Here is a 26913-nt window from a genome sequence, read left to right as displayed (position 1 = left end):
AGATAAGTAAATATGGCAAGAAGTTTAAACAAAGTAATGCTAATAGGTAATCTGGGAAGAGATCCTGAAGTTCGTCATTTAGAAAATGGAACAGCTGTGGCTAATTTTTCTATAGCAACATCTGAAAGTTATAGAGATAGAAATACAGGTGAAACCATTACCAATACAGACTGGCATAATGTAGTGCTTTGGAGAGGACTTGCTGATGTAGCAGAGAAGTACCTAAAAAAAGGTGATAAGGTTTATTTAGAAGGGAAATTGAGAAGTCGATCGTATCAAGATCAGCAAGGTGTAACAAAGTACATCACTGAAGTTGTTGTTGATGATATGGTAATGCTAGGGAATAGAAATTCTGGTGAAATGGGAGGAGGGCAAATGCCTCAACAGTCATCACCATCACCTAAAGCACCAGATTTGAAGTTGGAAGAGGAAGACGATGATTTACCGTTTTAATTAATTGAAAATGGAAGTAGCCCAGAGGTTCACTTTTGATGTTATCTTGTCGATTTTTAATCCAATAACAGGAGAGGTTTTGGTTGTGCTAATTTTAATGTTGGTGTTTATTGTAATGTCGGCATTAATATCAGGATCAGAAGTTGCTTATTTTTCTATTTCATCAAAAGATAAAACAGATTTAGAATCAGAAAAAGATAAGGGAGGAGTAAGGGTGCTATCCCTTTTGGAACGGCCTAAAAAATTATTGGCGACGATTTTAATAGCCAACAATTTTATTAATGTAGCCATTGTGATGTTTTCTACTTATGTCATGAATGAAGTGCTCAATGAAGAGGCGTTGTCTAAAGAACTCAAGTTTGGAATTCAGGTTATTTTAGTAACATTTATCATTCTTTTATTGGGAGAGGTAATGCCAAAAGTTTATGCAACTCGTTATAAGCTTAAACTTGCTAAAATAATGTCATCACCTTTGGTTGTTATTCAAGGTATGGTTGGAGGGCTAAGTAATTTGTTGGTTGCGAGTACATCAATCATTGATAAAAGAATTAAGAAGAAACGAGAAAATATTTCAGTTGATGATCTGGGATATGCTTTAGATTTAACGGGAGGAATTTCAAATAATAAAGAAGAAAAAAAGATTTTAGAAGGGATTGTTAAGTTTGGGCAAACTGATGTTAAGCAGATTATGACGCCAAGAATGGATGTCAAGGCAATTGAGTATGATAGTAATTATAAGGAGGTTCTCGCTTCTGTGTTAGAGGCTAAATATTCTAGAATACCAGTCTACGAGGATACTTTTGATACGATAAAGGGCGTCTTGTATATTAAAGATTTATTGCCTTATCTAGAGGAAAAAGAATTTTTTGATTGGAAAAGGCTTGTCCGTGAGGCGAAATTTGTTCCTGAAAATAAAAAGTTGGATGATTTGCTGAGAGATTTCCAAGAGCAAAAAAGGCATATTGCTATTGTTGTAGACGAATATGGTGGCTCTTCGGGAATTGTAACATTGGAAGATATTCTAGAAGAAATTGTAGGGGATATTACTGATGAATTTGATGATGATGATGTCGTGTTTTCTAAATTAGATGAGCATGTATATGTTTTTGAGGGGAAAACAGCTTTAATGGATGTGTATAGAGTGCTATCAATTGATGGGGAAGAGTTTGAAAACGCTAAGGGAGAAGCAGATACAATCGCTGGATTTTGTATTGAACAGGCAGGGAAGATTTTGTTAAAAAATGAGCGTATTCAGTTCAGAAATTACACCTTTGTGATTGAGGCTGCTGACAAAAGAAGAATAAAACAAGTTAAAATAATCATAGATCAAACAAAAGAGGATGAATAAGATCGCTTATTTTATGGTGTTGATAGTGGTTGGTTTTTTGTCTAGCTGTAGAGAACCAGAGGTATTTCCTAAACCCAAAAGTTATTTGCGTATTGAGCTTCCAGAACATCAGTATCAGTTGTTTGAAGATAGCTGCAATTATACTTTTGAGTATTCTACTTTAGCAAAGGTTATTGATAAGCCCAATTCTCCAGAGTCTAATTGTTTTAAAAATATTGTTTATCCTCAATTTAAAGCATCGTTATATTGTACGTATGCAGCTTTGGATTCTAATTTATTTCAATACTCAGAGTATTCAAGAAAGTTAGCTTATGAGCATACTATAAAGTCTAATGGGATTGAGGAAATAAATTTAATGAATAAAGAAAGAAAAGTTTACGGAACCAGTTTTGAAATAAAAGGAGATGTGGCGTGTAACTATTTGTTTTATTTAACAGATAGTACAGCTCATTATTTTGCGGGGTCTCTATATTTTGAAACTGTACCTAACTATGATTCACTGCAACCTGTGCTAAATTATGTAGTGAAAGATATAGAACATATGATTAACACTTTTGAATGGAAATAAAAAAAGCACTTGTTAAAGTGCTTTTTTAGTTAATTAGGAGTGTGAATACTTTCTGGAATGACAACAGGTTTGTTTAACATTTTCCATAATTTATATCCCCCTGCTAAACTTGAAACTTGATTGAATCCGTTGTGTTTTAAGATGAGGCGAGCAATGTAGCCTCTAAGTCCTTTTTGGCAATAGAGAATAATTGGTTTGGTTTTGTCCAAAATATCAAGATTTTCTCTCAATTTAGGAAGTGAGATATTAAGCGCTTCTGGAAGATGTCCATCAAGAAATTCATGCTCGTTTCTAACGTCTAGTAAAGTGTAGGAATCGCTTTTATTGTTAGAGATGTAATCGTCGAAAGTTGCTACGCTAATTTGGTTACAATTATCAGAAGAGATATTTTCTGATACAAAACCACTTACAACAAGCGGGTCTTTTGCAGGAGAGAAAGGAGGGGCGTAAGCTAAATCTAATTGAGCTAAGTCATGGACTTTTAGTTTAGCAAATATAGCAGTACTCAATACGTCAATCCTTTTGTCAACTCCTATTTCACCAAATAGTTCAGCTCCTAAAATTTCGTTAGTATCTGCATGATAATAAATTTCCGTAATCAAATCGGTTTGTCCTGGGTAGTAACTCGGTGTAGATCCAGTGATGGTTAGAACGGTTTTAAAAGGAATCTCTGCTTTAGTTAGAGCACTGGAGTTCATCCCTGTTCTAGCTAAGGTATAATCAAACACTTTTATGATAGCAGTTTTGTAAGCGCCTTTGAAACTTAGATTAAGCCCTGAAGCATTGGCCCCGGCAGTTCTTCCTCCTTTATTCGAATGCGTTCCTAAAGGGAAGTAGTCATGTTCATTGGTTTGTAAGTTTTTTATGGAAACGTTATCGCCAGCAGCATAAATATCTTTGAGACTGGTTTCCATTCTTTCATTGACAATTAAAGCTCCATTAGCAATATGTTGAGCCCCTTCATTAATCAGTAATTCTGTGTTAGGTTTTATCCCTATACTCATAATTACATAATCTGTTTTGATGTGTTTGGTGTCACTAATCTTAATGCTTTTTATTTTGTTATTAGTGGTTTCAAATGTATTGACAAGTGTATTGGTAATGACTTCAATACCTTTCTCTTCAAGGGCACTTTTAGCAAAGTATCCAAACTTATTTTCCCACATTGGTAAAATTTCGTTAGCACCTTCAATTAATGTAACTTTTTTTCCTGCTTCAATCAAGTTTTCAGCAACTTCAACTCCAATTAAGCCAGCTCCAATAACAGTAATGTGTTGAGCTTCTTCAGGTAAGGCTTCTTTCGATATTTTGTCGAAATCTCCCATGGTTCTACAAGTTGACCAGTTGTCCGACTCTTGAATTCCTTTTATCGGAGGAACGATTGAACGTGCGCCAGTAGCAAAAATTAAACTGTCGTACTCATAGTCTCCCTTTGAACTATAAACAACTTTATTTTTGCTATCTACCTTGATAATTTCTTCATTTAATTTAACATTGATGTTAAAGCGTTCTCTCATTAAGTCTGGTTTAACAACGATGAGTTTTTCTCTGTTTTCAATAACTCCAGAAAGTGCGTATGGCATTCCACATGTTGCATAGCTAATGTTTGCTCCTTTTTCAAACAAAATAATCTCAGCTTCTTCATTCTCTCGTCTTGCTTTGGCCGCCGCCGATGGTCCAGCAGATAGTCCTCCTATTACAATTATTCTTTTCATTCGTTTACATATTGTTCTTCAGCAAAAGTAAGAAGGACTATTGGTTTGTACTGTAACCAATATATCCAAAATCTAAGAGGGAAAAAGCCTTTTGTGTAACTTTTGTAACAGCGATCTTCTATTGCTTTCCATAAATTGGGTGTTCTAACTAAAACATAAAAACACATTTTAATATGTCTAAACATCACCAAGTTTTAATAATAGGAGGAGGGTCAGGAGGATTAATGACTGCTTCTAAATTGATAAAAGAGCGTTCATCAGTAGATGTAGCAGTAGTTGAACCTTCAGAAAAACATGTTTACCAGCCTGCTTGGACTTTAGTGGGGGCAAATGCTTATGATTACGATAAAACAATAAGAAGTGAAGCGTCAGTAATACCCAAGGGAGTGAACTGGATTAAAGATAAAGCAGTGACTTTTAACCCCGAAGAAAATGAAGTTACTTTAGGTAGTGGAGAAAAGGTTACTTACGATTATTTGGTCTTATCGCCAGGTATTCAAATTGATTTAGATGGAATAGAGGGATTAAAAGAAAATATAGGTAGAAATGGAGTCTGTAGTAATTATGTAGATCCTAAATACACTTGGGAAGTACTTAAAAACTTTAAAGGAGGAAATGCTTTGTTTACACAGCCAACAACGCCAATTAAATGTGGTGGAGCTCCGCAAAAGATCATGTATTTAGCGGAGGAGCACTTTGTAAAGTCAAAAGTAAGGGAGCAGACCAATGTTATTTTTGCTTCACCAGGGAGTGTTATTTTTGGAGTGCATCCATTTAAAGAAGAGTTAGAAAGAATTGTTCAAAAGAAACAAATTGTTACAAAATTTCATTATGCGATTACAAAAATTGATGGGGAGAAAAAAGAAGCACATTTTAAATTAGCAGCTACAGGAGATAATCAATGTGTCGTTAATGAGGACCCTGAAATAGATGAAAAAGTGACAGGTGATATGCATGTGGTTATTCCTTTTGATATGTTACATTTAGCACCGCCACAATCGGCTCCTGATTTTATTAAAGCATCGCCGTTTAGTAATGAAGCAGGGTGGATAGATGTTGATATTAATACTTTGCAACATAAAAAATACAAGAATGTTTTTGGTGTAGGAGATGCAGCGGCTCTTCCAACTGCAAAAACAGGGGCAGCATTGAGAAAACAAGCTCCTGTAGTCGTGGGAAATATCTTGCACCTTATGGATAATAAAGGGTTAGGGAATAAAAAATATAAAGGTTATTCTTCTTGTCCTTTAGTTACAGGATACGGAAAAATGTTGTTGGCAGAATTTGGCTATAATAATGTAAGAATGAGTGATCCTGTATTAACCAAATTTGTAGATACATCTAAAGAGAAAAAGAGTATGTGGTATTTGAAAAAATACGGGTTGCCTTATTTGTATTGGAACAAAATGCTAAAAGGGAAAATGATGGATTAATTGTTAGGGTTGATAAGTAAAAAGTGGTTGCAGGTTTATGTCGCCACTTTTTTTATTTAAAAGCTTTTACTAAACTGTTTTCTGATTAAGTATTTTACCGGAAGATAGGAAGAAACTACACCAATAATGATAATCGTAGAGAAAACAAGTAGAAGATCCTTTGCTTCAATTTCAACAGGCCAGTAGTCAATTACTGAGTTTTGAAGTTTGACCAAATGAAATTTAATTTGAAGAAAGCAAATGCCTAATCCAACAATAATTCCTAAGATTCCACCTAGAAAGTTGATAAATAATCCTTCTAAAAAGAAAATTTGTTGAATAAATCGTTGGGTTGCTCCCATGCTTATTAAGGTCTTGATATCCTTTTGTTTGTCAAATAGTAACATGCTTATTGAAGCAATAATGTTAAATGTAGAGAGGATTAAAATGAATCCTAGAATTAAAAAGACCATCCATTTTTCTGTCTGATTGGTTTTAAAAATGAGTTCGTTTTGTTCATATCTAGTTTTAACCACAAAGTTATCGTCTAAGGTAGCAGTGATTTGCTCTTTAACTTCTTTTGACGAGGCATCTTTATGGAGTCCAATTTCGACTGCGGTAATAGAATGATCGTACTCTAAAAGTTTTTTTGTGAAGTCAAGTGAGGTGATAATGTATTGATTATCAAATTCAGGATTAATAGAAAAAACACCGCTTACATTTAACATTAAAGGCTTAAAAGCTTTTCGATTATTCTTCGATAGTTTTTTGTTTCGAAGTAGTCCATAAGCAGTGAGTGTATTGCTGTAGCGAGGGTCACTTGAAACCTGTAGTTGATTTTGAATTCCTAACCCAATAATGGTGTTTTCAAAACCATTACTTTTCAAAGTGGTCTCCCCCTCAATTAGAGCCGAAGAAATATTACAAACATCAAAAAAAATAGAGTCAACACCTTTGATAGTTGCAGTGATCCATTGATCTCCATGTTTAAGCATTGTGATTTCTTCAATTACTTTTGAAACAGAAGAGATGCCTTCTATTTTGTTAAGTTGATTAATATTTATTTGATTTTCATCAAAGGTTTTTCCCTCTTTAATAGTGATCTTTAAGGCAGGGTCAAAAGAGCTAAATAGGTTTTCAACAAGCCCCTCAATACCATTGAAAGCACTAAGTACAATAATCATTGCTGTGGTACTGATAAAGATTCCCAAAACAGAGATAAGGGAAATGATGTTGATTGCACTATGCGATTTTTTAGAAAAAATGTACCGTTTAGCTATGTATAGTGCTGTATTCAAAATAAGATTTTATTTAAGTTGTTTTAAAGCCTCTTGAATGTCTTTGTCAAAAGGGATGTTGATTAAAGAACGAGTACTTACATCAAATAGATAAGTTGCAATTTCAGCTTTTAAATTAATTTTTATCCGTTCTTTAGAGTGCTGAAATTCAGTTATAATTTTTGGAATATCGTATTCTTTTTCAGCAAAATCAGTAAATTGATTTAACAACTCTTCTGTTATTTTAAAGTTCTTATTAAAGTTTTCAACGTCGTTAAAACGTAATTGTTTTCTGTTTTTATCAATGTAATTGAAGCAGAAATTTCTGAATGCAGAAGAGTAGAGTAAGCTCGTTAAATAAAGCGAAGAACCAGTGGTGTCAATAGGAACAAAGATGTCTGGCATAATTCCTCCTCCTCCATATACAATTTTACCTTTTGGGGTCGTAAATTGTTCTAGGTTTTCAAAGTGAGAACTATCCAATTCCTGTAGTTCTCCATTTTCATACCTTTCCATAATATCAGAGTGGTAATCGATACCATCTCCATAAGCTTTTTGAATACATCTTCCTGTAGGAGTGTAGTAACGAGAGACAGTTAAGCGCATCTCAGAGCCATCTTCTAAAATCATTGGTTGTTGAACCAAACCTTTTCCAAATGAACGTCTTCCAATAATTGTTGCACGATCGTTGTCTTGTAAGGCTCCGCTTACAATTTCACTGGCAGAAGCAGAAGAGCTGTTAATGAGAACAACTACAGCATTGTTTTCAAAATTTCCATAGGCACTGGCAAAGGTTTCGTTTTTGTCTAAGTGTAGTCCTTGGGTATAGACAATGAGTTTTCCATCTGGTAAGAATTCATCAACTACATTTACTGCCGTATGCATGTATCCGCCTCCATTATGTCTAAGGTCAAGGATTAATTTGGTCATTCCTTTTCGTTTTAACTTTCCTAATGCTTGAGCAAACTCTACGCCTGTTTTGTTAGAAAAATTATCGATTTTAATATATCCAATGTCATCTGTAATTTGGTAAGAAGCGTTGATTGAAGGAAGAGGGATTTGACCTCGGATAATATCAATCTCTTTTTCAGTTCCTTCTCTAAGAATCGTAAGGTGTACTGGGGTGCCGCTTTTACCTTTGAGTTTTTTATGTACATTTTCGATTGCCAAACCAACTCCAGCAATTACAGAGTCATCAACGGCTATAATTCGGTCAGAAGCCAATAGCCCTGCTTTATCTGATGGACCTCCTTTGATAATGTTAGTAACCATTAAGGTGTCGCGTAGAACAATAAAGCGAATTCCAACACCACCAAAATGACCTTGTAACCTTTCATTTTCAACTTCAGTATTGACGGCTGAAATGTATGCTGAATGTGGATCTAGTTCAGCAAGCATATTTTTTATTGTTAATTCAATAAGTTCATTTTTCTTTACCGAGTCAACATATCTGTTTTCAATAAGTTCTAATACATGGTTTAATTTTGAAACTTCTTCCTGTTGGATGACTTTTTTTTGAGAAATAAATTTTCCTGAGCCAACATAGTAAGCTAATGCAGAGCAAAGTGCTATAAGTAAAGGTGTGATAATTAAATAAGACTTCATGAAATAGTACGTTTGGTATAGGTTAGTCTTCTACAGGGTTTTGAATTTGAACAACTTCTACATCAACTTTTTCTAAGAATTCTATCCCCTCTGTATTTTTATATCTGTCAATAAACACAACACGTTTAATACCTGACTGGTGAATTAGTTTTGAGCAGTCTTTACATGGTGACAAAGTAACATATAGTGTAGCTCCTTCACAGCTGTTAGTGCTTGAAGCTACTTTTAAAATGGCATTTGCTTCAGCATGTAATACAGACCATTTGGTGTAGCCCTCGTCATCTTCACAGCAATTATCCATCCCTGTTGGCGTACCATTAAAACCATCTGAAATAATTCTTCTTCCACTAACAATTAATGCTCCAACCTGTTTACGTTCACAATGCGATAGTTTAGACCATTCTTTAGCCATTCTTAAGTAGGCTTTGTCGAATTTTTCTTGCTTTTTTTTGTCTTCTCCTTTTTTCACGCGATAAAAATAGATAAAAAAAGCCAATCATGTTAGATGATTGGCTTTCAGTAAGTTTTAAAAAACGTTAATATTAGTGCGCTTCTTTGTGAGCACATGCTTTTTTAGCGTCACCTTTTTTGCATTCTGTTTTCCCAGTGCAAGCTTTTTTAGATTCTCCTTTTTTACACTCAGTTTTCCCAGTGCATGCTTTTTTTGAAGCACTTTTACTACAACAAGACTTTGTCGCTGCTGTATCTCCTTTGCTACATTTTTTTGCACAATCCTTTTTCCCTTTACAATCTTTTTTCTTGCATTTATCTCCGTCTCCATCTTGGTCAGAAGAAACAGCAGTTTCATGCGATTGATTGAAGTTTGAAGTTGCAGCTGTTACTGTAAATGCTAATGCTAGGATGATACCAAATGCTAATAAGAACTTTTTCATAGTGGTTATTTTTGTTTGTAAATAATATACGCTTTATACGGCGAAAATAATAAAAAGTTGGAAATATTATTGTTAATTTATTACAAAAGTGTTTCTTAGTTGTTAATTAATTGTAGATAAACTAACTGTAAATAGGCCAATACAAAGGGAGCAGAGAATAACACCCCATCAAATCGATCAAGAATTCCTCCATGTCCTGGTAATAAGTTTCCTGAATCTTTAACTCCACAACTTCTTTTGATTTGAGATTCTGTTAAATCACCTAAAGTCCCAAATATTACAATAATTAAAGCAACAATAATCCAGTGAATGGTTTTGCCATCAAAGAATTGTCCAAAGATAATACCTGTGATAACTGCTAATATAGCACCTCCATAAAACCCTTCCCATGTTTTGTTGGGAGAAATTCTTTCAAATAATTTGTATTTTCCCAATAACGAGCCAAATAAATATGCACCAGAGTCATTAGCCCATTGAATAACAAAGAAACCGACTAATAACAAACTTGAATAGTTATTAGTATTAATGTCCATTTCATTGTAGTAAGTCGGATCGTAAGCAAAAAAATTAAGGATAGCTAGTGGGATTACTACATATAAAATGCCCATCACCGAAAAAGCGATGTTAGTAACAGGATCTTTACTTTTTCTAAATAATTCTAGAGCAACTAAAGTAACTAATAAAGGAAAGATAAATAATAAATAGGCAAAGTTAAACTCCCCAAAACTATACATTACAATGATCCCATAGATGATAGAGCCTACTATCATAGCGGCACTTTTTTTAGGTTTAAAGCTAACTTGTTCCATTAACATGTAAAACTCATAGAGGCCTGCCATAGAAACAATGTAGAATAAACCTGCCAAGGTGTATTTATTGGTAGTTATTGCGAGTAATAAAACAACAACAAATAAAATTCCCGTTATAATACGTTTCGTTAAATCGTTCAAAATAATTGATTTAGGTTTAATAAAAGCCGCAAATGTACATAAAAAAATAAACTTGTTTTGGAGTACTTGGTTTACAGGTTGCTATTTACTGTTATTACTTCTGTAATTAAAGTACTTAATTTGATGTCCTCCAATGCTGCCATTTGTGGGATTAAACTTTCGGCTGCCATCCCAGGAACAGTATTGACTTCAATCAAAAAAGGTAAGTCGTTAACAATAATATAATCAATTCGAGCAATACCTTTAAGGTGCAGTATTTCGGCTACTTTTTTGGTGGTTTGCTTAATTTTTTTTGTGAGCTCTTCTGATATTGGAGCAGGAGTGATTTCCTGAGATTCACCTTTGTATTTGGCATCGAAATCAAAAAAATCATTATTCGTTACAATTTCTGTAATAGGTAGTGTTTGATAACCTTTTTGAGATAGGAAAATTCCATTGGTAACTTCTCGTCCTGAGAGGAAAGACTCTATAATGACTTGAGTGCCATGAATCATCCCTTTTTTTATCGCCTCATCTAATTGATCCTCTTTTGTTACTTTGGTAATCCCAAAACTGCTACCTCCGTCAGCTGGTTTTACAAAGCAAGGAAGTCCTAAATCATTAATGATTGCTGTCTTGTTGTAACTCTCATTTTTTCTCACGAGTTTAGCTTGAGCTACATTTATTCCAAAGTTTTGTAAGAATTGATTGCAGACAAACTTGTTAAATGTTAGCGTTGATATGAGTTGCGATGAGGTGTTGTAAGGAATATTCAGTAAGTCAAAATAAGCCTGAAGTTTTCCATCTTCCCCTGGTGTTCCGTGAATAACAATGAAGGCAAAATCAAAATGTTGCTTTTGATGATTAACTGTGAATGAAAAGTCGTTCTTATCGATGGGGTATTCTTTTTGATCTAGAATAGCAAACCATCCTTTTTCATCAATGGAAACTCTGATTGGTGAAAAATGTTTACGGTCAATGTTTTTAAAGATTGTTTGGGCACTTTTTCTCGATATGATCTCTTCGTGACTATGGCCTCCCTCAATAATCGCAACTGTTTTCATTTTAATGTCATTTTTGGCAATAACCAAAAATATAAAACAGGGAAAACTTAATTACATAAGGTGAACTGATTTTATGAACAGTTAACTGTGTTAAGAATTGTACAATTATTTAAAAGATTTAGATACTATAGGGAATAAGAATGCTAAAAATAAATATCTTTGTTCGTTTAGATTTTGAAAAATTAATCAATTATAATGTTAAAGTTTTTATCGATAGGTGTAGTTGTAGTTGTGTTGCTTTTGATTGTACTATTCAGAAAAAGTATTAAGCCTTTTTTCCGTTTTGTATTTAGTAAAACGTTTTTAATTAATTTGGTGCTAGCGCTTTTAGTATTGTTTTTAGTGCCCTATTTCACATTGAAATATTTAGATTCATATACGAATCATGGTGTTAAATTACCCGTACCTAATTTTGTAGGAACAAGTGTGAACGATATTGAACAATTAGCAAAAGATAATCAGATTCAAGTGGTGATTAGTGACTCGGTATATTCAGATGATTTCCCTAGAGGAACAGTGTTGAGGCAAGATCCATTGCCTAATTCTGAGAGTTACTCTTCTTTTGTAAAGCCCAATAGAAAAATATATGTCACTATTGTTAAGCAATCTGGTGAGTATAAAGAAATTCCTGATTTAACAGGAGATTTTAGAGTTTCAAAGAAAATTGCTAAGGTGCGTCTGGAGATGCTAGGGTTTAAACCATTTTTTACACCAAAAGCAAGTAAGGATGACTATGTCTTAGAATTGCGTCATAATGGAAAAATAGTAAAGAAAGGAGATCGAGTTTTAAAAGGAGAAAGAATAGAAGTGATCCATGGTAATGGAGGTGGGGGAGTTCCAATTACTTTACCAAATGTGGTGAATAAAACGGTCGCTGATGCAAGTCAAGTTCTTTCTTTAGCTGGTTTAAATGTAGAAGTGAAGTATGATGGAGACAATATTACTGCAGAAGATTCTTTAAATTTTGTGGTGTCGATTCAAAATCCTCATCCAAGAAATCTGGTTCAAGGTATGATTCAAACAGGTTCTACCATCTATTTAATTGCAGAGAAAGGAGTGCCAGCACAAGATACTACCAAGACAGAATAATAAAAATAGATCTTTAGCGTTTCTATAGTTTAAAACTAATTTTTAATGAAATTATTAAGTAGTATAATCCTGATATTCATAATTCTTTTCGCTGTAGCGCAGGAAGAATTAGCTCCCTTGAGATATAATAGCGCCCTATTAGAGCCTTTGGATGAGAAAACAGGAGCAATTCACAATGACTTTATTTATGCTATAGATACGATTAAACTGCCTTTAATTGATGATTTTTCAAAAGATAAATTCAAAAAATATACGGCAGATACCGCTGATGCTCATGTGTCTGATACTACTTGGTATAGATTGAATGTTGGTGGGGTAGCGGAACCAATGGGGACAACATACATGACTGATACAACCTTTACCTATACCTATGATACTGTTCCTGGTTCTGGGTTTGATTCCATTATTTTAGTTTCGAAAACACCTTTTCCATCAACATTTGTAGATGTGTACGATATTGATAATTATGAAATAACGATTCAAAATACAGAGGTTTGGCCTGCACACAATTATTATGACTCCTTATGGACAGGAAGCGCTCCTGATCTAATTTTAGTTGAGCAAGCTCCAGATTTATTTCAAGATTCGTCAACCGTTTATTTTGTAGCACCTTTACCAGAAGATTCTTTCGATATATGGATTGATAGTTATGTCTATAGAAACAATACTTATCCGATTAATCCACTGTCAATAGGCGTTGCTACCTTTGATGGACTAAATGCCAATGGGTATCCTTATGATTGGTCATCACCATCAGCGGAAGGTATTGCAGATTATTTAACTTCCAAACCTATACAGCTTGGGACTAAAGTTGGTGGAGGAAATTATACCGATGCTGATTCTATTTATTTAAGTTTTGCATTTCAGACGACTGGGCTAGGAGAGGCTCCTGAAGAAGAGGATTCTTTAGTGTTGGAATTTTGGTCACCTGTATTTGCTTCATGGACTTCAGTTTGGGTATCCCCAGGAGTTCCACAAGATGATTTTGAGGTTGTGATGATTCCTATTACTGAATCTTTTTACCTACAAAATGGGTTTCAATTCCGTTTTAAAAATTACGGAACATTAACAGGAAGTTTGGATCATTGGCATATTGATTATGTTATTCTGGATGACTTTAGAACCATAGATGATAATAAAATGAATGATTGGGCTTTTCAATATCCTGCCCCGTCCTTATTAAAAAACTACACTTCCATGCCTTGGTATCACTACGAAACGGATCCTTATGGACTGCTGAAAACATCTGTAGAAGTAGAAACGTTTAATTCATTAAATCAAGCTAAAATTATTCAGCCAAGTGGTATGGATCTGCTGTATGAATCAACACTCGTTGATAATGTTCCCTATGTGAATACAGCTGGTAATGTTGGAGCTTTTAGTAATTTTGATATGTCTTATGATTTACCATCAACATTTTATTTTGATACAATTTTAGCACATGCTGATACGAGTTTGATCTTTAATGTTCAATATACATTGAGTACCAATACAACTCCTGAACGATTAACGGATAATGATACTATTGTCACGGATCAAATTTTTCATGATTATTATGCTTATGATGATGGTTCTGCTGAAGCAGCTTTCGGATTGGTTACTAATGGGGCTGAATTGGCTTATAAGTTTACATTACCCAATGGAATTCAGGATACATTAAAATCAATCGATATGCATTTCGTTTCATCAGTTAATGATGTGAGTAATAGTTTATTCTTTTTACAGATTTGGGACGACAATAATGGTCAGCCGGGTGAGTTGATTTATACAACAGATGATGAAAATTTACCAGTAACATTCAGGCCGCATTATAATTGGGGGAATAATAGTTTTTATGAATATATTTTGCCAGAGGGAGTTGTTGTCTCAGGAACTTACTACATTGGTTGGAAACAGTCCTCTTCAGATCGTTTAAACATAGGGTTTGATAAAAATATAGATAATAGTGCTAAAATATTTTACAATTTAGGAACCAACTGGTCCAATACAAGTTTTTCTGGTTCTTTAATGATGAGACCAGTTTTTAAAACATCTTATGATTCTTTCTTGTCAATGAATGAAAAAGTAGAAGCATCAAATGTAAGAGTATATCCTAATCCTTCTTCAAGCCATGTGACTTTTGAAATAGATAAAGAGATTAATGGAAGTATCGAATTATATGATATGTATGGCAGAGTGGTTTATAATGCACAATTTATAGGAGCTAGTCAACAAATTCAAGTCAATACTTTGGCTGAGGGGAACTACATTGGTGTGCTCAAAGATGAACAAGGTGTAGTTTTAACCAAAAAGAAGCTGCTAATTTTAAGATAGTATTACCTAGAGATTAAATAACAATATAAAAAGCCACTCTTATTAGCGAGGGCTTTTTTTTTGTGCAACCTTTTCAGTATTTTTGCAGTCTCAAAATAAAAATAAGAATGAAGTCAATTATTGCTATAGTTAGTGTGTTACTATTTGCTAATCTATTTATTGGACAAAATTTAGTCCCCAATTCAGATTTTGAAACGTTTACAGGTTGTCCTATTGGTCCAGGTCAAATAACAAATGCGACAGGTTGGACTAATCCTGATACTTCATCTGCAGATTATTTTCACTCATGTAACACTGGAGGTTTTCCTTTACCATCTTTAAGTGTGCCATCTAATATCATGGGGTATCAACAAGCAAGATCTGGTAACGCTTATGGAGGGATTATTTGTAATGAAGTGATTAACTTTCCTCCCTTACCTGCTTTTGAAGATGATTATAGAGAATATTTGCAAGTTCAATTAACAGCTCCATTGGTTGCTGGGACAGAGTATGAAGTAGAGTTTTATTGGAGTTTATCAAACGCTTCTACACATTATGTGGAGGAGTTAGGAGCCTATTTTTCTAATACATTTACTAATTTACAACAAAGTACAGCTTTAAGTTTTGTTCCTCAAGTTTCAGTTAGTGGAACGCCTTTGAATGATACTTCAAATTGGGTTTTGTTCAGACAATCTTTTGTCGCTAGTGGAGGGGAACAGTATATGATTATTGGTAATTTTAATGATCCAAATAATACAACTTCTGGTACAACTGGTGTTGCTTCTAATATACAAACTGGTGGAGATCATGCTTATTACTATATAGAGGATGTTAGCGTACAAGAAGCAACATGTTTCGAAATAGAAAAGATTTTAGTTGATGCTTGTGGAACCCCTGAGGGGCAAAATGAAATGGTTACTTTTAGAGTAGGAAGCCAGGATTTAAATGTGGCAGATTTAACCGTAAATTGGCCAAGTAATTCTTATGGAGGTATTATTCAAAATACTCAAACAGCTCAACAAGTTGCAACTGTTAACTCAACAATACAAGGATGTGGTCATTTAATTGAGCCTACAGGAGGTGTGTTGCCTGCTGGTAGTGAAGTGTTACTGATAACCAGTTATAATTTTGATCCAACAGCACATTCGTTTGCGAATTTAAATGATACTTTAGTTGTGATCTTTCAAAATTCGACAGCAACAGGAGGACATTTTGCGAATTATAATTCATCAGGAGGAACAAGAACATTAAGTATGTCTTTTTCAAACCCATCTGGTTGTTCTGATGTGGTTTCTTATGAGCGAGATCAATTGGTGAACCAGAATGGAACAACAGGTGGTAGTTCTGCTGATAGAGATGGAGCATTCGTCGTTTTTTCAGCAGATGGAACACCTACTTATGATAACTTAGGTTGCCAAGTTCCAGCGGGAATTTTATCCATAGATATTTCAAGTAATGTTAATTCGGTTTGCGGAGGTGAGACGATTGATTTAACAGCAACTGTTGAGGGGGATTACCAAAGTATAGTTTGGAATTCTAGTGAGGGAACTTTCTCGAGTCAAGGAACAACAACTACGACAATGACCGTTAGTAACTCCGTTTCAAGTGCCTTTTATATTTATGGAGGAGTCGTTTCGAGTTGTAATGATACTATTTATGATAGTTTGTTAATCAATATCAATGGAACTCCTAATGTGTCGATCAATGTTTCAGATGATACCTTATGTACAGGTCAGAATGTGGTATTAACTGCTAGTGGGGCTAGTTCTTATGTTTGGAATGGAGGAGTTTCAACCAATAACCCTTTAACCATCACTTCGGGTGGAAATTATACAGTGGTTGGAACTTCAGGGTGTGGTACTGATTCAGCAACAGTAATTATTTATGAAATGGCCGCTCCTCAACCAGTTAGTGTGCCGTCTCCATTGAATAGTTGTGATAGTAATGAAGTGCATAGCGTAGATTTAACTAGCCATGTTTGTGAAAGTTGCACTTATACATGGAGTGATGGGAGTAACGGACAAACATATACTGGAAATACGCCTAATTTTTCAGTGTCAATTCAAAACTATTGTGGTACAGAAACAGTCAATTATAATTATAATGTCGTTACTGTTTCAGCAGACATCTTCGTTCAAGATTCTATTGGTGATTCTCCTTTTGAGGTTGCTTTTACTTCCAATAGCCAAGGTGTTGCTTATACATGGGATTTTGATAATGGAAATAATAGTTCTCTTGAGAACCCAACAGAAACATTTTTACTTCCAGGAGAATATAATGTGTTATTAACTGTTACAGAGCAAGGGTGTACTGCTATGGCTACTCAAACTATTATCGTCAATGGAGAGTTGCCAACAGCAGCGGTTATACCTAATGTCTTCACTCCAAATGGAGATGGTGTAAACGAGGTCTTCAAAATCGCAACAATTAATGGAAAAGATTTGAGAGGCGCAATCTTTAATAGATGGGGAAGAAAAGTAACAGAGTTAAATGGATTAAGTGCGACATGGGATGGTGGAAATCATAATTCAGGAACTTATTATTATGTTATTGAAGTGGATTATGTTAACGATTCCACCCAAACGTATGAGGGGGCTATTCAGTTGATAAAATAAAGCCTGGTTCTCTATACAAAAAGAATGAAAATCCCCTCTCCTCTACATCCATTACGACATCCTTTGTTTGAGAAGAAAGGTATTGAGGTTTGGGTGAAAAGAGATGACTTAATTCATGATGAGGTTTCGGGGAATAAATGGCGTAAATTGAAATACAATATCCAAGCTTTTAAAGAAGGGAATTATCGTTCAATTTTAACGTTTGGAGGAGCATATTCTAATCATATTTTAGCTACAGCTAAGGTAGGTTTTGATTTTGGAATACCGACTTTTGGAGTGATAAGAGGTGAGGAACAGCAGGTATTAAACCCTACACTATCTAGAGCAAAAGAGCTGGGAATGCAACTGCATTATATTTCTAGAACAGCTTATAGGGAAAAACATTCAGAGTCATTTATAAAGCGTATAAAAGAGCAGTTTAATGGTGCTTATATTATTCCAGAGGGAGGAGGAAATATTGAAGGTGTTTTAGGTTGTAAAGATATTGTTGATGAGATAACATTGGATTTTGATGTGATTCTAACCGACTGTGGGACTGGAGCAACTTTAGCAGGAATCAGTTTAGCATTATCTCCTTATCAAAAAGCTATAGGTATTCCCGTATTAAAAGGAGGAAGTTTTATAGAGGAAGAAGTAAACAGTTTTTATAAACTAATGGGAGAAGATGTCGCTCATACTCATAGAATAGAGTTGCATACAGATTACCATTTTGGAGGTTATGCTAAGTATCAACCTGAGTTGATAACGTTTATGCAAGATTTTTATAAGCAGACAGCAATAAAAACTGACCCAGTATATACAGGTAAGCTGTTCTATGCCTTAATGGATCTTGTCCAAAAAGATTATTTCCCGAAACAATCAAAAATTGTAGTTGTGCATACAGGTGGACTACAAGGGATTGCTGGTTTTGAAAAAAGATATAAGCGCTCAATCTATGATGCATAAGGAATAAGTCGTTGTTGAAAACGAGTCTTATCTTAAAATTTGAATTCCTATTGCACAGTTTAAACATTCTTTACGCTGACAGTAGTTAGCATATAGTTCAATTAAACTTTGTGATTGCATTGCAGATTTAGCCAAAAGGCCAATGTTTTCCCAGTTTTGGATAATAGCGTTGCTTTCTGCTGGTAGATTGGTAGTTAATTCTGTAGCATAGTTACAGTACCGCTCATCATTAATAGATTTTCCATAGGTAAAACTAATGGGGCTTATAACGTTGATAATAAGATGGTGTATAAACATTTTACCCACCGTACTTTTGGTTGTTTTACTTTCTTTCTTAAATGTATAATGCGTAGACCAAAAGCTACTTGGTGTCACTTTTAAGAGTTTAGTGTAGGTCTCTACACTAGCAAATGCTCTGATGTGTTCAAATAGTTCATGGTTTAAGTATAGTAATTGTGCTAATTGTGCAATTCTGATTGTAGGAAAGTTGGGTGGCCTAAGTTTTGAATACTTCCAATTGGTAAGTTTCATTGAATTAAGTTGATATTTTTGTTTAATAAAAAGGTATTCTTTTCTTAGTGAAAGAAAGTAAGGGGCTTTGATCTCAGAAGTATTTAGCATACCTGCTTGTCCAAATAATAGCGCTTCAAGGTTTAGTAGGTTGTATCGTTCTTTGTTGATGTATAATAAAGGAGTTTTGGTAGACAAATCAGCCATGGCATCTCCATTTACTTTCATCCCAAAATAACGCATTAAAAAATGAATTAAGGTTTGGTTCCAATCACCTTTATATTGATTTAGTTTTTTTCGTATCAAATGCGTTTTTTGAGCCAGTCTATTTATCGCAAGACGCTCAAGCCAGCTATTAGTTATGAACGGATCTATGGTGTTGATTTGTCGTTGGCATGGAATGGATAAGCCGTTATTAATAAAGTGTTTATATTGGAGAAAATGTTTGGGGTCAAGTATCGAGTTTAGGATTAGGGTTGGGATCTTTTCTCCATTTTCATTTTTGATTAATAAATCATTTTCAAAAACCACATGGAGAATAACATTGTTATAAGCTTTGTCGTTTTGATGTTGATGTTTATTCCAATCAGAAGCTTTTACATGGATTTCTATATTTCCAAACCATTCAGTATCTCCAATAATGAGGTTGCTTTCTAAAAAATCAGGTCCTGCATTTGCATTATGATATCCTGTTTTTTTGATAATGATGGTTTCATTCTCTGATGTTTTTAAATAGCTGGGGTTAAACTTTTGGAATTTCCAAATGTAGTGGAGATAGTCTTCTTTCATGGTGGGGGATTTTTTCAATAAAAAAGGAGGATACATAAGCATCCTCCTTCCAAAAGTATAATAAATTTATTGAATTTTATAATTCTAATAAACCATTTGTTTTCTTCACACCTTCGGCACTTTCTTGCATTTTAGCTTTTTCAGCATCTGAAAGTTCGATAGAAACAACTTTCTCAATACCGTTCTTTCCTAATAATACAGGAACACCAATACATAAGTCATTTAATCCGTATTCTCCTTCTAATAACGTAGAACAAGGGAACATCTTTTTAGAGTCTAGTGCAATTGCTTTAACTAATTCAGATACAGCTGCTCCAGGAGCATACCAAGCAGAAGTTCCTAATAAACCTGTTAATGTAGCACCTCCAACTTTAGTATCTGCTGCAACTTGCTCTAAACGCTCGTTGGTTAAGAATTCAGAAACTGAAACACCATTTCTAGTAGCTTTAGCAGTTAATGGAACCATACCTTTATCAGAGTGTCCACCTATAACCATTCCGTCAACATCAGAAATAGGACATTCTAAAGCTTCTGCTAAACGATATTTAAAACGTGCACTATCTAAAGCTCCACCCATTCCAATAATTTTGTTCTTAGGTAAATCCGTTGTTTTATGAACTAAGTAGGTCATTGTGTCCATAGGATTAGAAACAACAATGATAATTGTATTAGGAGAATGTTCGATTAAACTTGCAGAAACAGATTTTACAATACCTGCATTGATTCCGATTAATTCTTCTCTTGTCATTCCTGGTTTTCTAGGAATACCAGATGTAATTACACAAACATCACTTCCAGCAGTTTTAGAATAATCGTTTGTACTTCCAATAATTTTAGTGTCAAACCCGTTTAAAGAAGCTGTTTGCATTAAGTCCATAGCTTTCCCCTCAGCAAATCCCTCTTTAATATCAAGGATAACTACCTCAGAAGCAAAATTTTTCATCGCGATATACTCTGCGCAACTAGCACCTACAGCTCCAGCACCTACAACCGTTACTTTCATAATTATATTTTTTGTTTTTTATGGTTAAAAATTTCTGGCACTAAGGTAATAAATCTTTGCCTAATTATAGGTATCTATTTCATTATTAATCTGTCTGTGAATGTGTTTACTGGATGATCGGCTCAAGTCCTCTTAACCCCATATCTACAACCGTATCTCCTGCAGCAGGTTCATAAACACCATTAGCATTGACATCACTCCACTCAAAACTGTTGTTGGTTGATAGAGAGATAATTAATTCAATGTCTTCAGTCTCAGTTCCAGTAATTGTAAAAGGAATGTCAAAATCACCAGTTACCACGCAGGAACCTGGTGGTACTGGAGAGGTGGCAGAAAGAGGGTTAGGAACTGTAGTTGAAGGAGATTGCCCTTCTAGCACTTGTCCTACACTTTCAAATCCCCAATACCCCTGAAGCTTATTGCCATTTACAACAACATTTTGGTTGTCAATGGTATAAGAACTGATATAGGTGTTGAAGCCTACAAAGGAAGCTAATCTTCCTGTTAAGTTCATACTGTTATAACGGTATTTAATGTCGTAATTTTGATAGGTTAATGAGACTCTCAACCATTGATAAGTATTAGGTGTGATTTCGCTTAATGGAATTGAAGTGAAAACTTCATTATTTCCTTTAGTAATAGCTTTACTAAAATCAACAGCATTACTTCCTCCAGTTGTTGTTTCTTCTCCTTTATAGATGATATCTCCGTCTCCTAGCTGAGTATATTGATTGGGGGCTAATTCAATATAGTGAGCGCTCATTCCATGGAATATCGGTGATTGAGCGGAGTTGCCATTGGGAATAGTAGCAGGTTGTCCAAAGTTGTCTAAACGTGCCTGAGTAGAATCAAATCGAAGTTTGATGATAAGCTGTGGAACAGCTTCTTCGATAGGGTATACGCAAGAATTATCATCTTTTTGAGCTGCATTGTCGTAGTTGGTTGCAGCAGCGTCAGTACAACCTTTCTTTTTACATCCCGTAATCAAAAGAGGGAGGCAAATTAGTGAATACAATATGGTGTTTTTCATAGTCAGTGTTTTAATCTTTAACGTGTTAGTGTTTTGTTTATTGGTCTAAAGTATAAATAAATTAAGCAATATACTATTTGTTGTTAGAGGGTTTATTGTTCAATTAATGAGTTAATTAACATAACTTATATATATTTGGCAAGTTTTTTAATAAAAACAAGCAACCCCCTAAAGATAGCTTCGTCATTAAAGCAACTAAGATGAAACTTGAGCAAGAAGAGTTAGAGAAAATAATAGAAGGATGCAAAAAGAGACATAGACTGAGCCAGCAAAAGGTTTATGAAATGTTTTATGGTAGGATGTTACCAGTTTGTAAGCGTTATGCTAAAAACTCTGAAGAAGCAAAAGATATCTTGCAAAATGGTTTTATCAAGGTTTTTGAAAAAATAGATAAATATGATTTTAATGGTTCATTTGGTGGCTGGGTCAGAAGATTAATTGTAAATACGGCAATAGATCATTATAGAAAGCACAAAAATGAATTTTTAATTGAGGATGAGTCTAGAATAGAAGATAATGAACATTGGTATGAAGAAGAGCCAACAACTAAATATGAGGGAATCAGTACAAAAGATATCCAAGAGGCTATAGGAAGTTTATCGCCTGCATATAAGATGGTTTTTAGTTTATACATTATGGAAGGGTTTTCTCATCAAGAGATTGCAGATGAACTTGGAATAAGTGTTGGTACATCAAAATCGAACTTAGCTAAAGCTAAAGCCAATGTAAAGAAATTATTAATGAAGAAGTTAAAAAATGGAAACAAACAAATTAGATAGCTTTGAACAATTTGTGAAAGAAACGCTTTCTACAGAAGAAGTTGCTTACAACTCTTCTGATTGGAATGATTTGTCAAAGCGATTGGATGCGCTCTCGCCAAAACCTTTCTATAAAAGTAAGTGGTTTTTAGGTGGGGCTGCTGTGGCTGTTTTAGGACTGAGTACATACGCTTTTTACCCTTCTTCAAATAATGTTGTTGAAGAGGATAGAAAGCTTGTAGAACTGGTTGAAAAAAATACAGAAGTGTCTGGGTCTACTGTTGAAGAAAAATCAAGTACTTCTGTAATAACAACTAAAGAGGTAGCATCTGAAGTTGTAAAAAATGAATTAAAAGAGAATAAAAATATAGCAAGTGAAACCATAAGTAAGAAGAACAAAGCAGGTAATGAAGTGGATAATAACCACCAACCACCACAGAATGCTTCATTACCTGAATATTCTTCTTCAAACACTCAAAAGAACGACTTGAATCAAGTTAATGAAGTAATCATTGATAGGCCAATAGCAGACTTCAAAGTTACTTCTGGTTTAACGGGTTGTAAAGGATTAATGGTCGATTTTGAGGCCAACGAGCAACCGAATGTAAAGTATTTATGGAGCTTTGGAGATGGAACTTACAGTTCAGAGCTTAAGCCTACTCACAAATATACACAATCAGGTAAATTCAAGGTTGATTTGATTGTGCAGTCTACATTGGACGACAAGATTATGGAAAAATCTTCAGGATCAGTTTTGGTTACGGTCTATGATGACCCAACTTTGGAAATTGTTGCTGACAAAGAAATAAATAAAGGGATTACCACAATTTCCTATACTGCTGTAGGAGATGAAGTCGGTGAGGTTTTTTGGAGTTTTGGTAACGGAAAAACGTCAAATCAATTAGAAGCCTCAACAGTTTACAAGAAAAGAGGGAACTATAAAGTGATGTTAGAAGTAGCGAATGAACATGGCTGTAAGTCAATTGTAGAAAAGAGTGTTTTTGTAGAAGATGATTATAATTTATTAGCGCCTAATGCGTTTACTCCTGATGGAGATGGATTAAATGATTTGTTCATCCCAGAAGCGTTAAAATCTATGAATTGTAATTTTACAATGGTGATTAGAAGTCGAACTGAGGGAATAGTCTTTGAGTCAACAAGTTTAGATAGACCATGGGATGGTAAGAATCAAAAAACTGGTATGGACTGCCCTGAAACGAATTATGTTTGGATTGTTAACCTTATTAATGAAGCTGGGGAGAAAGAACAATATACCGGAACAATTTTAATTAGAAGATAACTGTTTTAGGCTACATTTATAGCTTCTTAAATGCCAATCTAATGATTGGCATTTTTTGTTTATATTTACTCAAATATTTTTTGATATGAATAAGTGGAGCTTAATTGTGCTTACTCAACTGATTACATTGGTCGGTGTGTGCCAGGTAAAATATACTGTAAAATCTGAGCAAAAAACAGTTTTTCAACCAGAAAACGTCGAGCAAGACTTCTTTGTGAATTTATATAATTTAGAAGAGCCATCTCCTGATGGAGCTAGTTATCGATCATTTTTATTACGACAAAAAGAGCATGCTAAAACGTATTTTAAGCAAAAAGCGGTGGTTAAAAAAGCTGTCAATAAAAACAGTGCTCAGTTAAGCTTTGGACAAGATTTTGATTTAATTCGTTATACGAATAGCGGGGTTGCTTATCATTTATATGGAGGAATTCCGAATGATAATACTGTTGCCGTTTCAAATGAGGGGGTAGTTGTGGCATCAATTAATTCTTTTGTGTATGCCTATGATTTGAATACGGATACAGCAATTTTTTCTAATTATAGAATTTCATTGTCTCAATTTTCTAACGGAGTAACTGGAGGGCATTATTTTGACCCGAAAGTGATATATGACCCCTTAGCTGATCGATTTATATTGGCTTTGTTGAAGAATTCAGATCCAGAAACCAATCGTATTATTTTATGCTTTTCTACAACAAATAATCCTAATGATCCTTGGAATGTTTATGATCTACCCGGGAATCCATTGGATAACAATAGATGGACAGATTTTCCAACAATAGCAATTACCAAAGATAAGTTATATTTTACAGGGAATTTGATTGTTCCAGATGAACCTTGGCAAACTGGATTTGATGGTTCAATTATTTGGGAAGTACCAACTGCGCAAGGATATGAGGGAGTTGATAGTTTAACTTCTAATTTGTATAGTGATATCAAGTATGAGGGGCAGTATATTCGAAATTTACATGCTGTTCAAGGGGCAGAAGGGATTGCAGATAAAATGTATTTTCTGTCCAATAGAAATTTTGATGTGTTGAATGATTCTATTTTTGTTTTAGCGCTTGAAAGTACTTCGGATTCTAGTTATTTAGATATCAATGTTTATCAATCTAATACAAGCTATGGAGTGCCACCTAATGCTAGACAACAAGATACCGATACTTCAGATGTAACAAGTGGACTGCAAACCAATGATGCGAGAGTCTTGGGAGCAATAAAGATCAACGATGAAATTCAGTTTGTAGGAAATACTCGAAATCCTGAAACTGGCTTTTGCGGTGTGTACCATGGGGTGGTTTCTTCATTGTCAACGTCCCCTCAAGTGACAGGGAGTATTATAGGTGATTCTATTAAGGATTATGGCTATCCCAATATTGCTTTTAGTGGAAATGAAGCCTGTGACAAAGAGGTGATTATAGGCTTTAATTATTCCTCATTTACAGATTTTCCAGGAATGGCTGCTGTCTATTGTGATAATAATTTAACCTATTCGGATGTAATAACCTTGAAAGAAGGAGAAAATTATGTGAATAGGTTGAGTGGTACCTATGAACGTTGGGGGGATTATTATGGTTTACAGAGGATGTATCATAAGCCAGGACATGTGTTGGCTTTTGGCTATGTTGCAAAATCAAATAAGCTGAATACAGGTTATGGAATTGAACTCATGAGTCCTGATACTTCAAGTTTACAAGTTAGCTATAAAATCAATTCAGATCAGGGGCTTTGTGAACAAGTGATTGATTTATCTGTTGAGGGAGGTCTTGCCCCATATGTTATAATGTGGAATGGAGAAGAGGGAGAGCTATCTAAAGATAAAGTATGTGTGGGGGACTCGATTATGTTAATAGTTTCAGATAGTAGAGGTTGCCAAAAGGAAGTTAAAATTATCATTCCCTTTGCCGATAATAATGAAGAGCTACTTGTGTATCCTAACCCATCTTCAGATTGGGTAGCACTACAATTTGAATTAAAAAAAGAAAGTCATTTAGAAGCATATTTATATGATGACAAAGGAGCTTTAGTTGCTTTAATATTGGAAAGAGATGGAAAGGCAGGTACTAATGAATTAGTATTCTCCTTAGAAAATCTAGCTATAGGCAATTATGTGCTTACGTTATTGGTTGATGGTAAAGTCTATAAATCTTCTAATATTATTAAGAATTAACTAGTTTTAATTCTATTTTTGCGTTTTTAGAATTCAAGGTCATGCAAGAGGATATTAATAAAGAGGGAAATGGTGTTTCAGAAGAATTATTTGAGCATCATAAGGTACAAGCAGATAAAGGGCAAGAGCCTGTAAGAATCGACAAGTTTTTGATGGATCGAATTCCTAATACATCTAGGAATAAATTACAGATTGCTGCTAAAAACGGAAATATCTTAGTTAATAATTTGGCTGTTAAATCCAACTATAAGGTAAAGCCTAATGATGAAATATCAATAGTATTACCGTACCCCATTCGAAATATTGAATTAATCCCTGAAGATTTGCCGCTTGATATTGTTTATGAAGATGATGAGTTAATTGTAATTAATAAAAAAGCAGGAATGGTTGTCCATCCAGGTTTTGGAAATTATACAGGGACCCTAGTAAATGCTTTAGTGTATCATTTTGATAATTTACCATCTTTACCTAATAATTATTTTGGTCGACCAGGCCTAGTTCACCGATTAGATAAAAATACTTCTGGTATTATGGTGGTAGCGAAGACTGAAGATGCATTAACACATTTAGCTAAACAGTTTTTTGATCGTACAACCCATAGAAGATACCATGCGTTGGTGTGGGGAGACTTTGAAGAAGAAGAGGGAACAGTTACAGGTAATTTAGCAAGATCGTTGAGTAATAGAAAAATAATGGCGGTGTATGAAGATCCTGAAATCGGAAAACATGCAGTGACTCATTATAAGGTCTTGGAGCGATTTGGGTATGTGAGTTTAATAGAGTGTCGTTTAGAAACAGGAAGAACGCACCAGATTAGAATTCATATGAAACATATTGGTCATACGCTGTTTAACGATGAAGAATATGGTGGGAATAGGATATTAAAAGGTACAATGTTTAATAAATATAAGCAGTTTGTGGAAAATTGTTTCGATTTGTTGCCTCGCCAAGCTTTACATGCGAAATCGCTTGGGTTTACGCATCCTAAAACAGGAGAATGGATGCAGTTTGAGTCCGAATTACCAGAAGATATGACATTAGGGATAGATAAGTGGAGAAAATATGGAAACACAGTAAAGTAATCCTTTACTTGTCCCTTTTGATAAGGGTGGTAAATCTAAAATATTTAAAACTAGCACATCAATCAG

At 34.5% G+C, this 26913-nt stretch carries 22 protein-coding genes; 12 read left to right on the top strand and 10 right to left on the bottom strand.

Annotation, left to right across the window (positions count from 1 at the left end; all coding sequences use genetic code 11):
* The first annotated feature begins 12 nt into the window (after positions 1-12).
* From ssb to gldD, 3 genes are read left to right on the top strand one after another with little or no spacing between them, the layout of a single operon-like run.
* Positions 13-453 (top strand): single-stranded DNA-binding protein, encoded by a 441-nt coding sequence (gene ssb, locus N4A35_14195; protein MCT4582563.1) that lies wholly within the window; start codon positions 13-15, stop codon positions 451-453.
* A gap of 10 nt (positions 454-463) precedes the next feature.
* Positions 464-1801: a gliding motility-associated protein GldE gene (gldE, locus tag N4A35_14190; GenBank protein ID MCT4582562.1), complete on the top strand. Its 1338-nt coding sequence runs from the start codon at positions 464-466 to the stop codon at positions 1799-1801.
* Positions 1794-2369, top strand: coding sequence for a gliding motility lipoprotein GldD (gldD, locus tag N4A35_14185; GenBank protein ID MCT4582561.1), 576 nt, complete (start codon positions 1794-1796; stop codon positions 2367-2369). Before gldE ends, gldD begins: the two co-directional genes overlap by 8 nt.
* Positions 2370-2398: 29 nt before the next feature.
* Here gldD and N4A35_14180 read toward each other — a convergent pair whose 3' ends face one another.
* The gene (locus tag N4A35_14180; GenBank protein MCT4582560.1) at positions 2399-4084 is read right to left on the bottom strand and encodes an FAD-dependent oxidoreductase; all 1686 of its coding nucleotides are present in this window, start codon (positions 4082-4084) and stop codon (positions 2399-2401) included.
* Between the two features lie 173 nt (positions 4085-4257).
* Here N4A35_14180 and N4A35_14175 point away from each other — a divergent pair, with 173 nt between their 5' ends.
* Positions 4258-5517: an NAD(P)/FAD-dependent oxidoreductase gene (locus N4A35_14175; GenBank protein ID MCT4582559.1), complete on the top strand. Its 1260-nt coding sequence runs from the start codon at positions 4258-4260 to the stop codon at positions 5515-5517.
* A 56-nt stretch (positions 5518-5573) separates the two neighbouring features.
* Here the strand turns inward: N4A35_14175 and N4A35_14170 are convergent, their stop codons facing one another.
* The 6 genes from N4A35_14170 to N4A35_14145 all read right to left on the bottom strand — a co-directional run bounded on the left by N4A35_14170 (position 5574) and on the right by N4A35_14145 (position 11264).
* On the bottom strand, positions 5574-6794 hold the full coding sequence (locus tag N4A35_14170; GenBank protein ID MCT4582558.1) for an FtsX-like permease family protein: 1221 nt from the start codon (positions 6792-6794) through the stop codon (positions 5574-5576).
* A 9-nt stretch (positions 6795-6803) separates the two neighbouring features.
* Positions 6804-8378 carry a S41 family peptidase gene (locus N4A35_14165; protein MCT4582557.1) on the bottom strand — a complete coding sequence of 525 codons (1575 nt, stop codon included), beginning with the start codon at positions 8376-8378 and terminating at the stop codon, positions 6804-6806.
* A 22-nt stretch (positions 8379-8400) separates the two neighbouring features.
* The gene (locus N4A35_14160; protein MCT4582556.1) at positions 8401-8847 is read right to left on the bottom strand and encodes a dCMP deaminase family protein; all 447 of its coding nucleotides are present in this window, start codon (positions 8845-8847) and stop codon (positions 8401-8403) included.
* Between the two features lie 73 nt (positions 8848-8920).
* Positions 8921-9271 carry a hypothetical protein gene (locus N4A35_14155; GenBank protein ID MCT4582555.1) on the bottom strand — a complete coding sequence of 117 codons (351 nt, stop codon included), beginning with the start codon at positions 9269-9271 and terminating at the stop codon, positions 8921-8923.
* Positions 9272-9366: 95 nt separating this feature from the next.
* Positions 9367-10221 carry a phosphatidate cytidylyltransferase gene (locus N4A35_14150; protein MCT4582554.1) on the bottom strand — a complete coding sequence of 285 codons (855 nt, stop codon included), beginning with the start codon at positions 10219-10221 and terminating at the stop codon, positions 9367-9369.
* 71 nt (positions 10222-10292) lie between these two features.
* A complete protein-coding gene (locus N4A35_14145) occupies positions 10293-11264 on the bottom strand; it encodes a D-alanine--D-alanine ligase (GenBank protein MCT4582553.1) in 972 nt (323 codons plus the stop codon).
* 195 nt (positions 11265-11459) lie between these two features.
* On the opposite strand from N4A35_14145, the gene N4A35_14140 reads away from it, so the two are divergent.
* The 4 genes from N4A35_14140 (at position 11460) to N4A35_14125 (ending at position 18205) form a co-directional block, all read left to right on the top strand.
* The gene (locus N4A35_14140) at positions 11460-12353 is read left to right on the top strand and encodes a PASTA domain-containing protein (GenBank protein ID MCT4582552.1); all 894 of its coding nucleotides are present in this window, start codon (positions 11460-11462) and stop codon (positions 12351-12353) included.
* A gap of 45 nt (positions 12354-12398) precedes the next feature.
* Positions 12399-14666 carry a T9SS type A sorting domain-containing protein gene (locus N4A35_14135; GenBank protein ID MCT4582551.1) on the top strand — a complete coding sequence of 756 codons (2268 nt, stop codon included), beginning with the start codon at positions 12399-12401 and terminating at the stop codon, positions 14664-14666.
* Positions 14667-14773: 107 nt separating this feature from the next.
* On the top strand, positions 14774-17260 hold the full coding sequence (locus N4A35_14130) for a gliding motility-associated C-terminal domain-containing protein (GenBank protein ID MCT4582550.1): 2487 nt from the start codon (positions 14774-14776) through the stop codon (positions 17258-17260).
* A 24-nt stretch (positions 17261-17284) separates the two neighbouring features.
* Positions 17285-18205 carry a pyridoxal-phosphate dependent enzyme gene (locus tag N4A35_14125; GenBank protein ID MCT4582549.1) on the top strand — a complete coding sequence of 307 codons (921 nt, stop codon included), beginning with the start codon at positions 17285-17287 and terminating at the stop codon, positions 18203-18205.
* A 27-nt stretch (positions 18206-18232) separates the two neighbouring features.
* On the opposite strand, the gene N4A35_14120 is transcribed toward N4A35_14125, so the two are convergent.
* The 3 genes from N4A35_14120 to N4A35_14110 form a co-directional block, all read right to left on the bottom strand.
* Positions 18233-19504 (bottom strand): DUF2851 family protein, encoded by a 1272-nt coding sequence (locus N4A35_14120; protein MCT4582548.1) that lies wholly within the window; start codon positions 19502-19504, stop codon positions 18233-18235.
* A 76-nt stretch (positions 19505-19580) separates the two neighbouring features.
* The gene (locus tag N4A35_14115) at positions 19581-20507 is read right to left on the bottom strand and encodes a malate dehydrogenase (protein ID MCT4582547.1); all 927 of its coding nucleotides are present in this window, start codon (positions 20505-20507) and stop codon (positions 19581-19583) included.
* 106 nt (positions 20508-20613) lie between these two features.
* Positions 20614-21537 (bottom strand): hypothetical protein, encoded by a 924-nt coding sequence (locus N4A35_14110; GenBank protein MCT4582546.1) that lies wholly within the window; start codon positions 21535-21537, stop codon positions 20614-20616.
* Positions 21538-21737: 200 nt separating this feature from the next.
* Here N4A35_14110 and N4A35_14105 point away from each other — a divergent pair, with 200 nt between their 5' ends.
* From N4A35_14105 to N4A35_14090, 4 genes are all read left to right on the top strand, one after another.
* Complete coding sequence (locus N4A35_14105; GenBank protein ID MCT4582545.1) at positions 21738-22316, top strand: sigma-70 family RNA polymerase sigma factor; 579 nt, start codon at positions 21738-21740, stop codon at positions 22314-22316.
* Positions 22294-23595: a PKD domain-containing protein gene (locus N4A35_14100; GenBank protein MCT4582544.1), complete on the top strand. Its 1302-nt coding sequence runs from the start codon at positions 22294-22296 to the stop codon at positions 23593-23595. The genes N4A35_14105 and N4A35_14100 overlap by 23 nt, the downstream gene beginning before the upstream one ends.
* A gap of 85 nt (positions 23596-23680) precedes the next feature.
* A complete protein-coding gene (locus N4A35_14095; protein MCT4582543.1) occupies positions 23681-25765 on the top strand; it encodes a hypothetical protein in 2085 nt (694 codons plus the stop codon).
* Between the two features lie 41 nt (positions 25766-25806).
* Positions 25807-26847, top strand: a complete 1041-nt coding sequence (locus N4A35_14090) for an RluA family pseudouridine synthase (GenBank protein ID MCT4582542.1) — start codon at positions 25807-25809, stop codon at positions 26845-26847.
* Positions 26848-26913: the final 66 nt, after the last annotated feature.

This window comes from Flavobacteriales bacterium, from assembly GCA_025210295.1.
Lineage (GTDB): Bacteria > Bacteroidota > Bacteroidia > Flavobacteriales_D > Parvicellaceae > S010-51.
Note: the sequence above shows the minus strand (reverse complement) of the source record. Positions and strands in the feature narration are given on the sequence as shown.

Bases quoted from the DNA above. Each gene is read 5' to 3' on its own strand.
- ssb (MCT4582563.1), top strand. From the start codon at position 13: ATGGCAAGAAGTTTAAACAAAGTAATGCTAATAGGTAATCTGGGAAGA.
- gldE (MCT4582562.1), top strand. From the start codon at position 464: ATGGAAGTAGCCCAGAGGTTCACTTTTGATGTTATCTTGTCGATTTTT.
- gldD (MCT4582561.1), top strand. From the start codon at position 1,794: ATGAATAAGATCGCTTATTTTATGGTGTTGATAGTGGTTGGTTTTTTG.
- N4A35_14180 (MCT4582560.1), bottom strand. From the start codon at position 4,084: ATGAAAAGAATAATTGTAATAGGAGGACTATCTGCTGGACCATCGGCG.
- N4A35_14175 (MCT4582559.1), top strand. From the start codon at position 4,258: ATGTCTAAACATCACCAAGTTTTAATAATAGGAGGAGGGTCAGGAGGA.
- N4A35_14165 (MCT4582557.1), bottom strand. From the start codon at position 8,378: ATGAAGTCTTATTTAATTATCACACCTTTACTTATAGCACTTTGCTCT.
- N4A35_14155 (MCT4582555.1), bottom strand. From the start codon at position 9,271: ATGAAAAAGTTCTTATTAGCATTTGGTATCATCCTAGCATTAGCATTT.
- N4A35_14145 (MCT4582553.1), bottom strand. From the start codon at position 11,264: ATGAAAACAGTTGCGATTATTGAGGGAGGCCATAGTCACGAAGAGATC.
- N4A35_14140 (MCT4582552.1), top strand. From the start codon at position 11,460: ATGTTAAAGTTTTTATCGATAGGTGTAGTTGTAGTTGTGTTGCTTTTG.
- N4A35_14135 (MCT4582551.1), top strand. From the start codon at position 12,399: ATGAAATTATTAAGTAGTATAATCCTGATATTCATAATTCTTTTCGCT.
- N4A35_14130 (MCT4582550.1), top strand. From the start codon at position 14,774: ATGAAGTCAATTATTGCTATAGTTAGTGTGTTACTATTTGCTAATCTA.
- N4A35_14125 (MCT4582549.1), top strand. From the start codon at position 17,285: ATGAAAATCCCCTCTCCTCTACATCCATTACGACATCCTTTGTTTGAG.
- N4A35_14120 (MCT4582548.1), bottom strand. From the start codon at position 19,504: ATGAAAGAAGACTATCTCCACTACATTTGGAAATTCCAAAAGTTTAAC.
- N4A35_14115 (MCT4582547.1), bottom strand. From the start codon at position 20,507: ATGAAAGTAACGGTTGTAGGTGCTGGAGCTGTAGGTGCTAGTTGCGCA.
- N4A35_14110 (MCT4582546.1), bottom strand. From the start codon at position 21,537: ATGAAAAACACCATATTGTATTCACTAATTTGCCTCCCTCTTTTGATT.
- N4A35_14105 (MCT4582545.1), top strand. From the start codon at position 21,738: ATGAAACTTGAGCAAGAAGAGTTAGAGAAAATAATAGAAGGATGCAAA.
- N4A35_14100 (MCT4582544.1), top strand. From the start codon at position 22,294: ATGGAAACAAACAAATTAGATAGCTTTGAACAATTTGTGAAAGAAACG.
- N4A35_14095 (MCT4582543.1), top strand. From the start codon at position 23,681: ATGAATAAGTGGAGCTTAATTGTGCTTACTCAACTGATTACATTGGTC.
- N4A35_14090 (MCT4582542.1), top strand. From the start codon at position 25,807: ATGCAAGAGGATATTAATAAAGAGGGAAATGGTGTTTCAGAAGAATTA.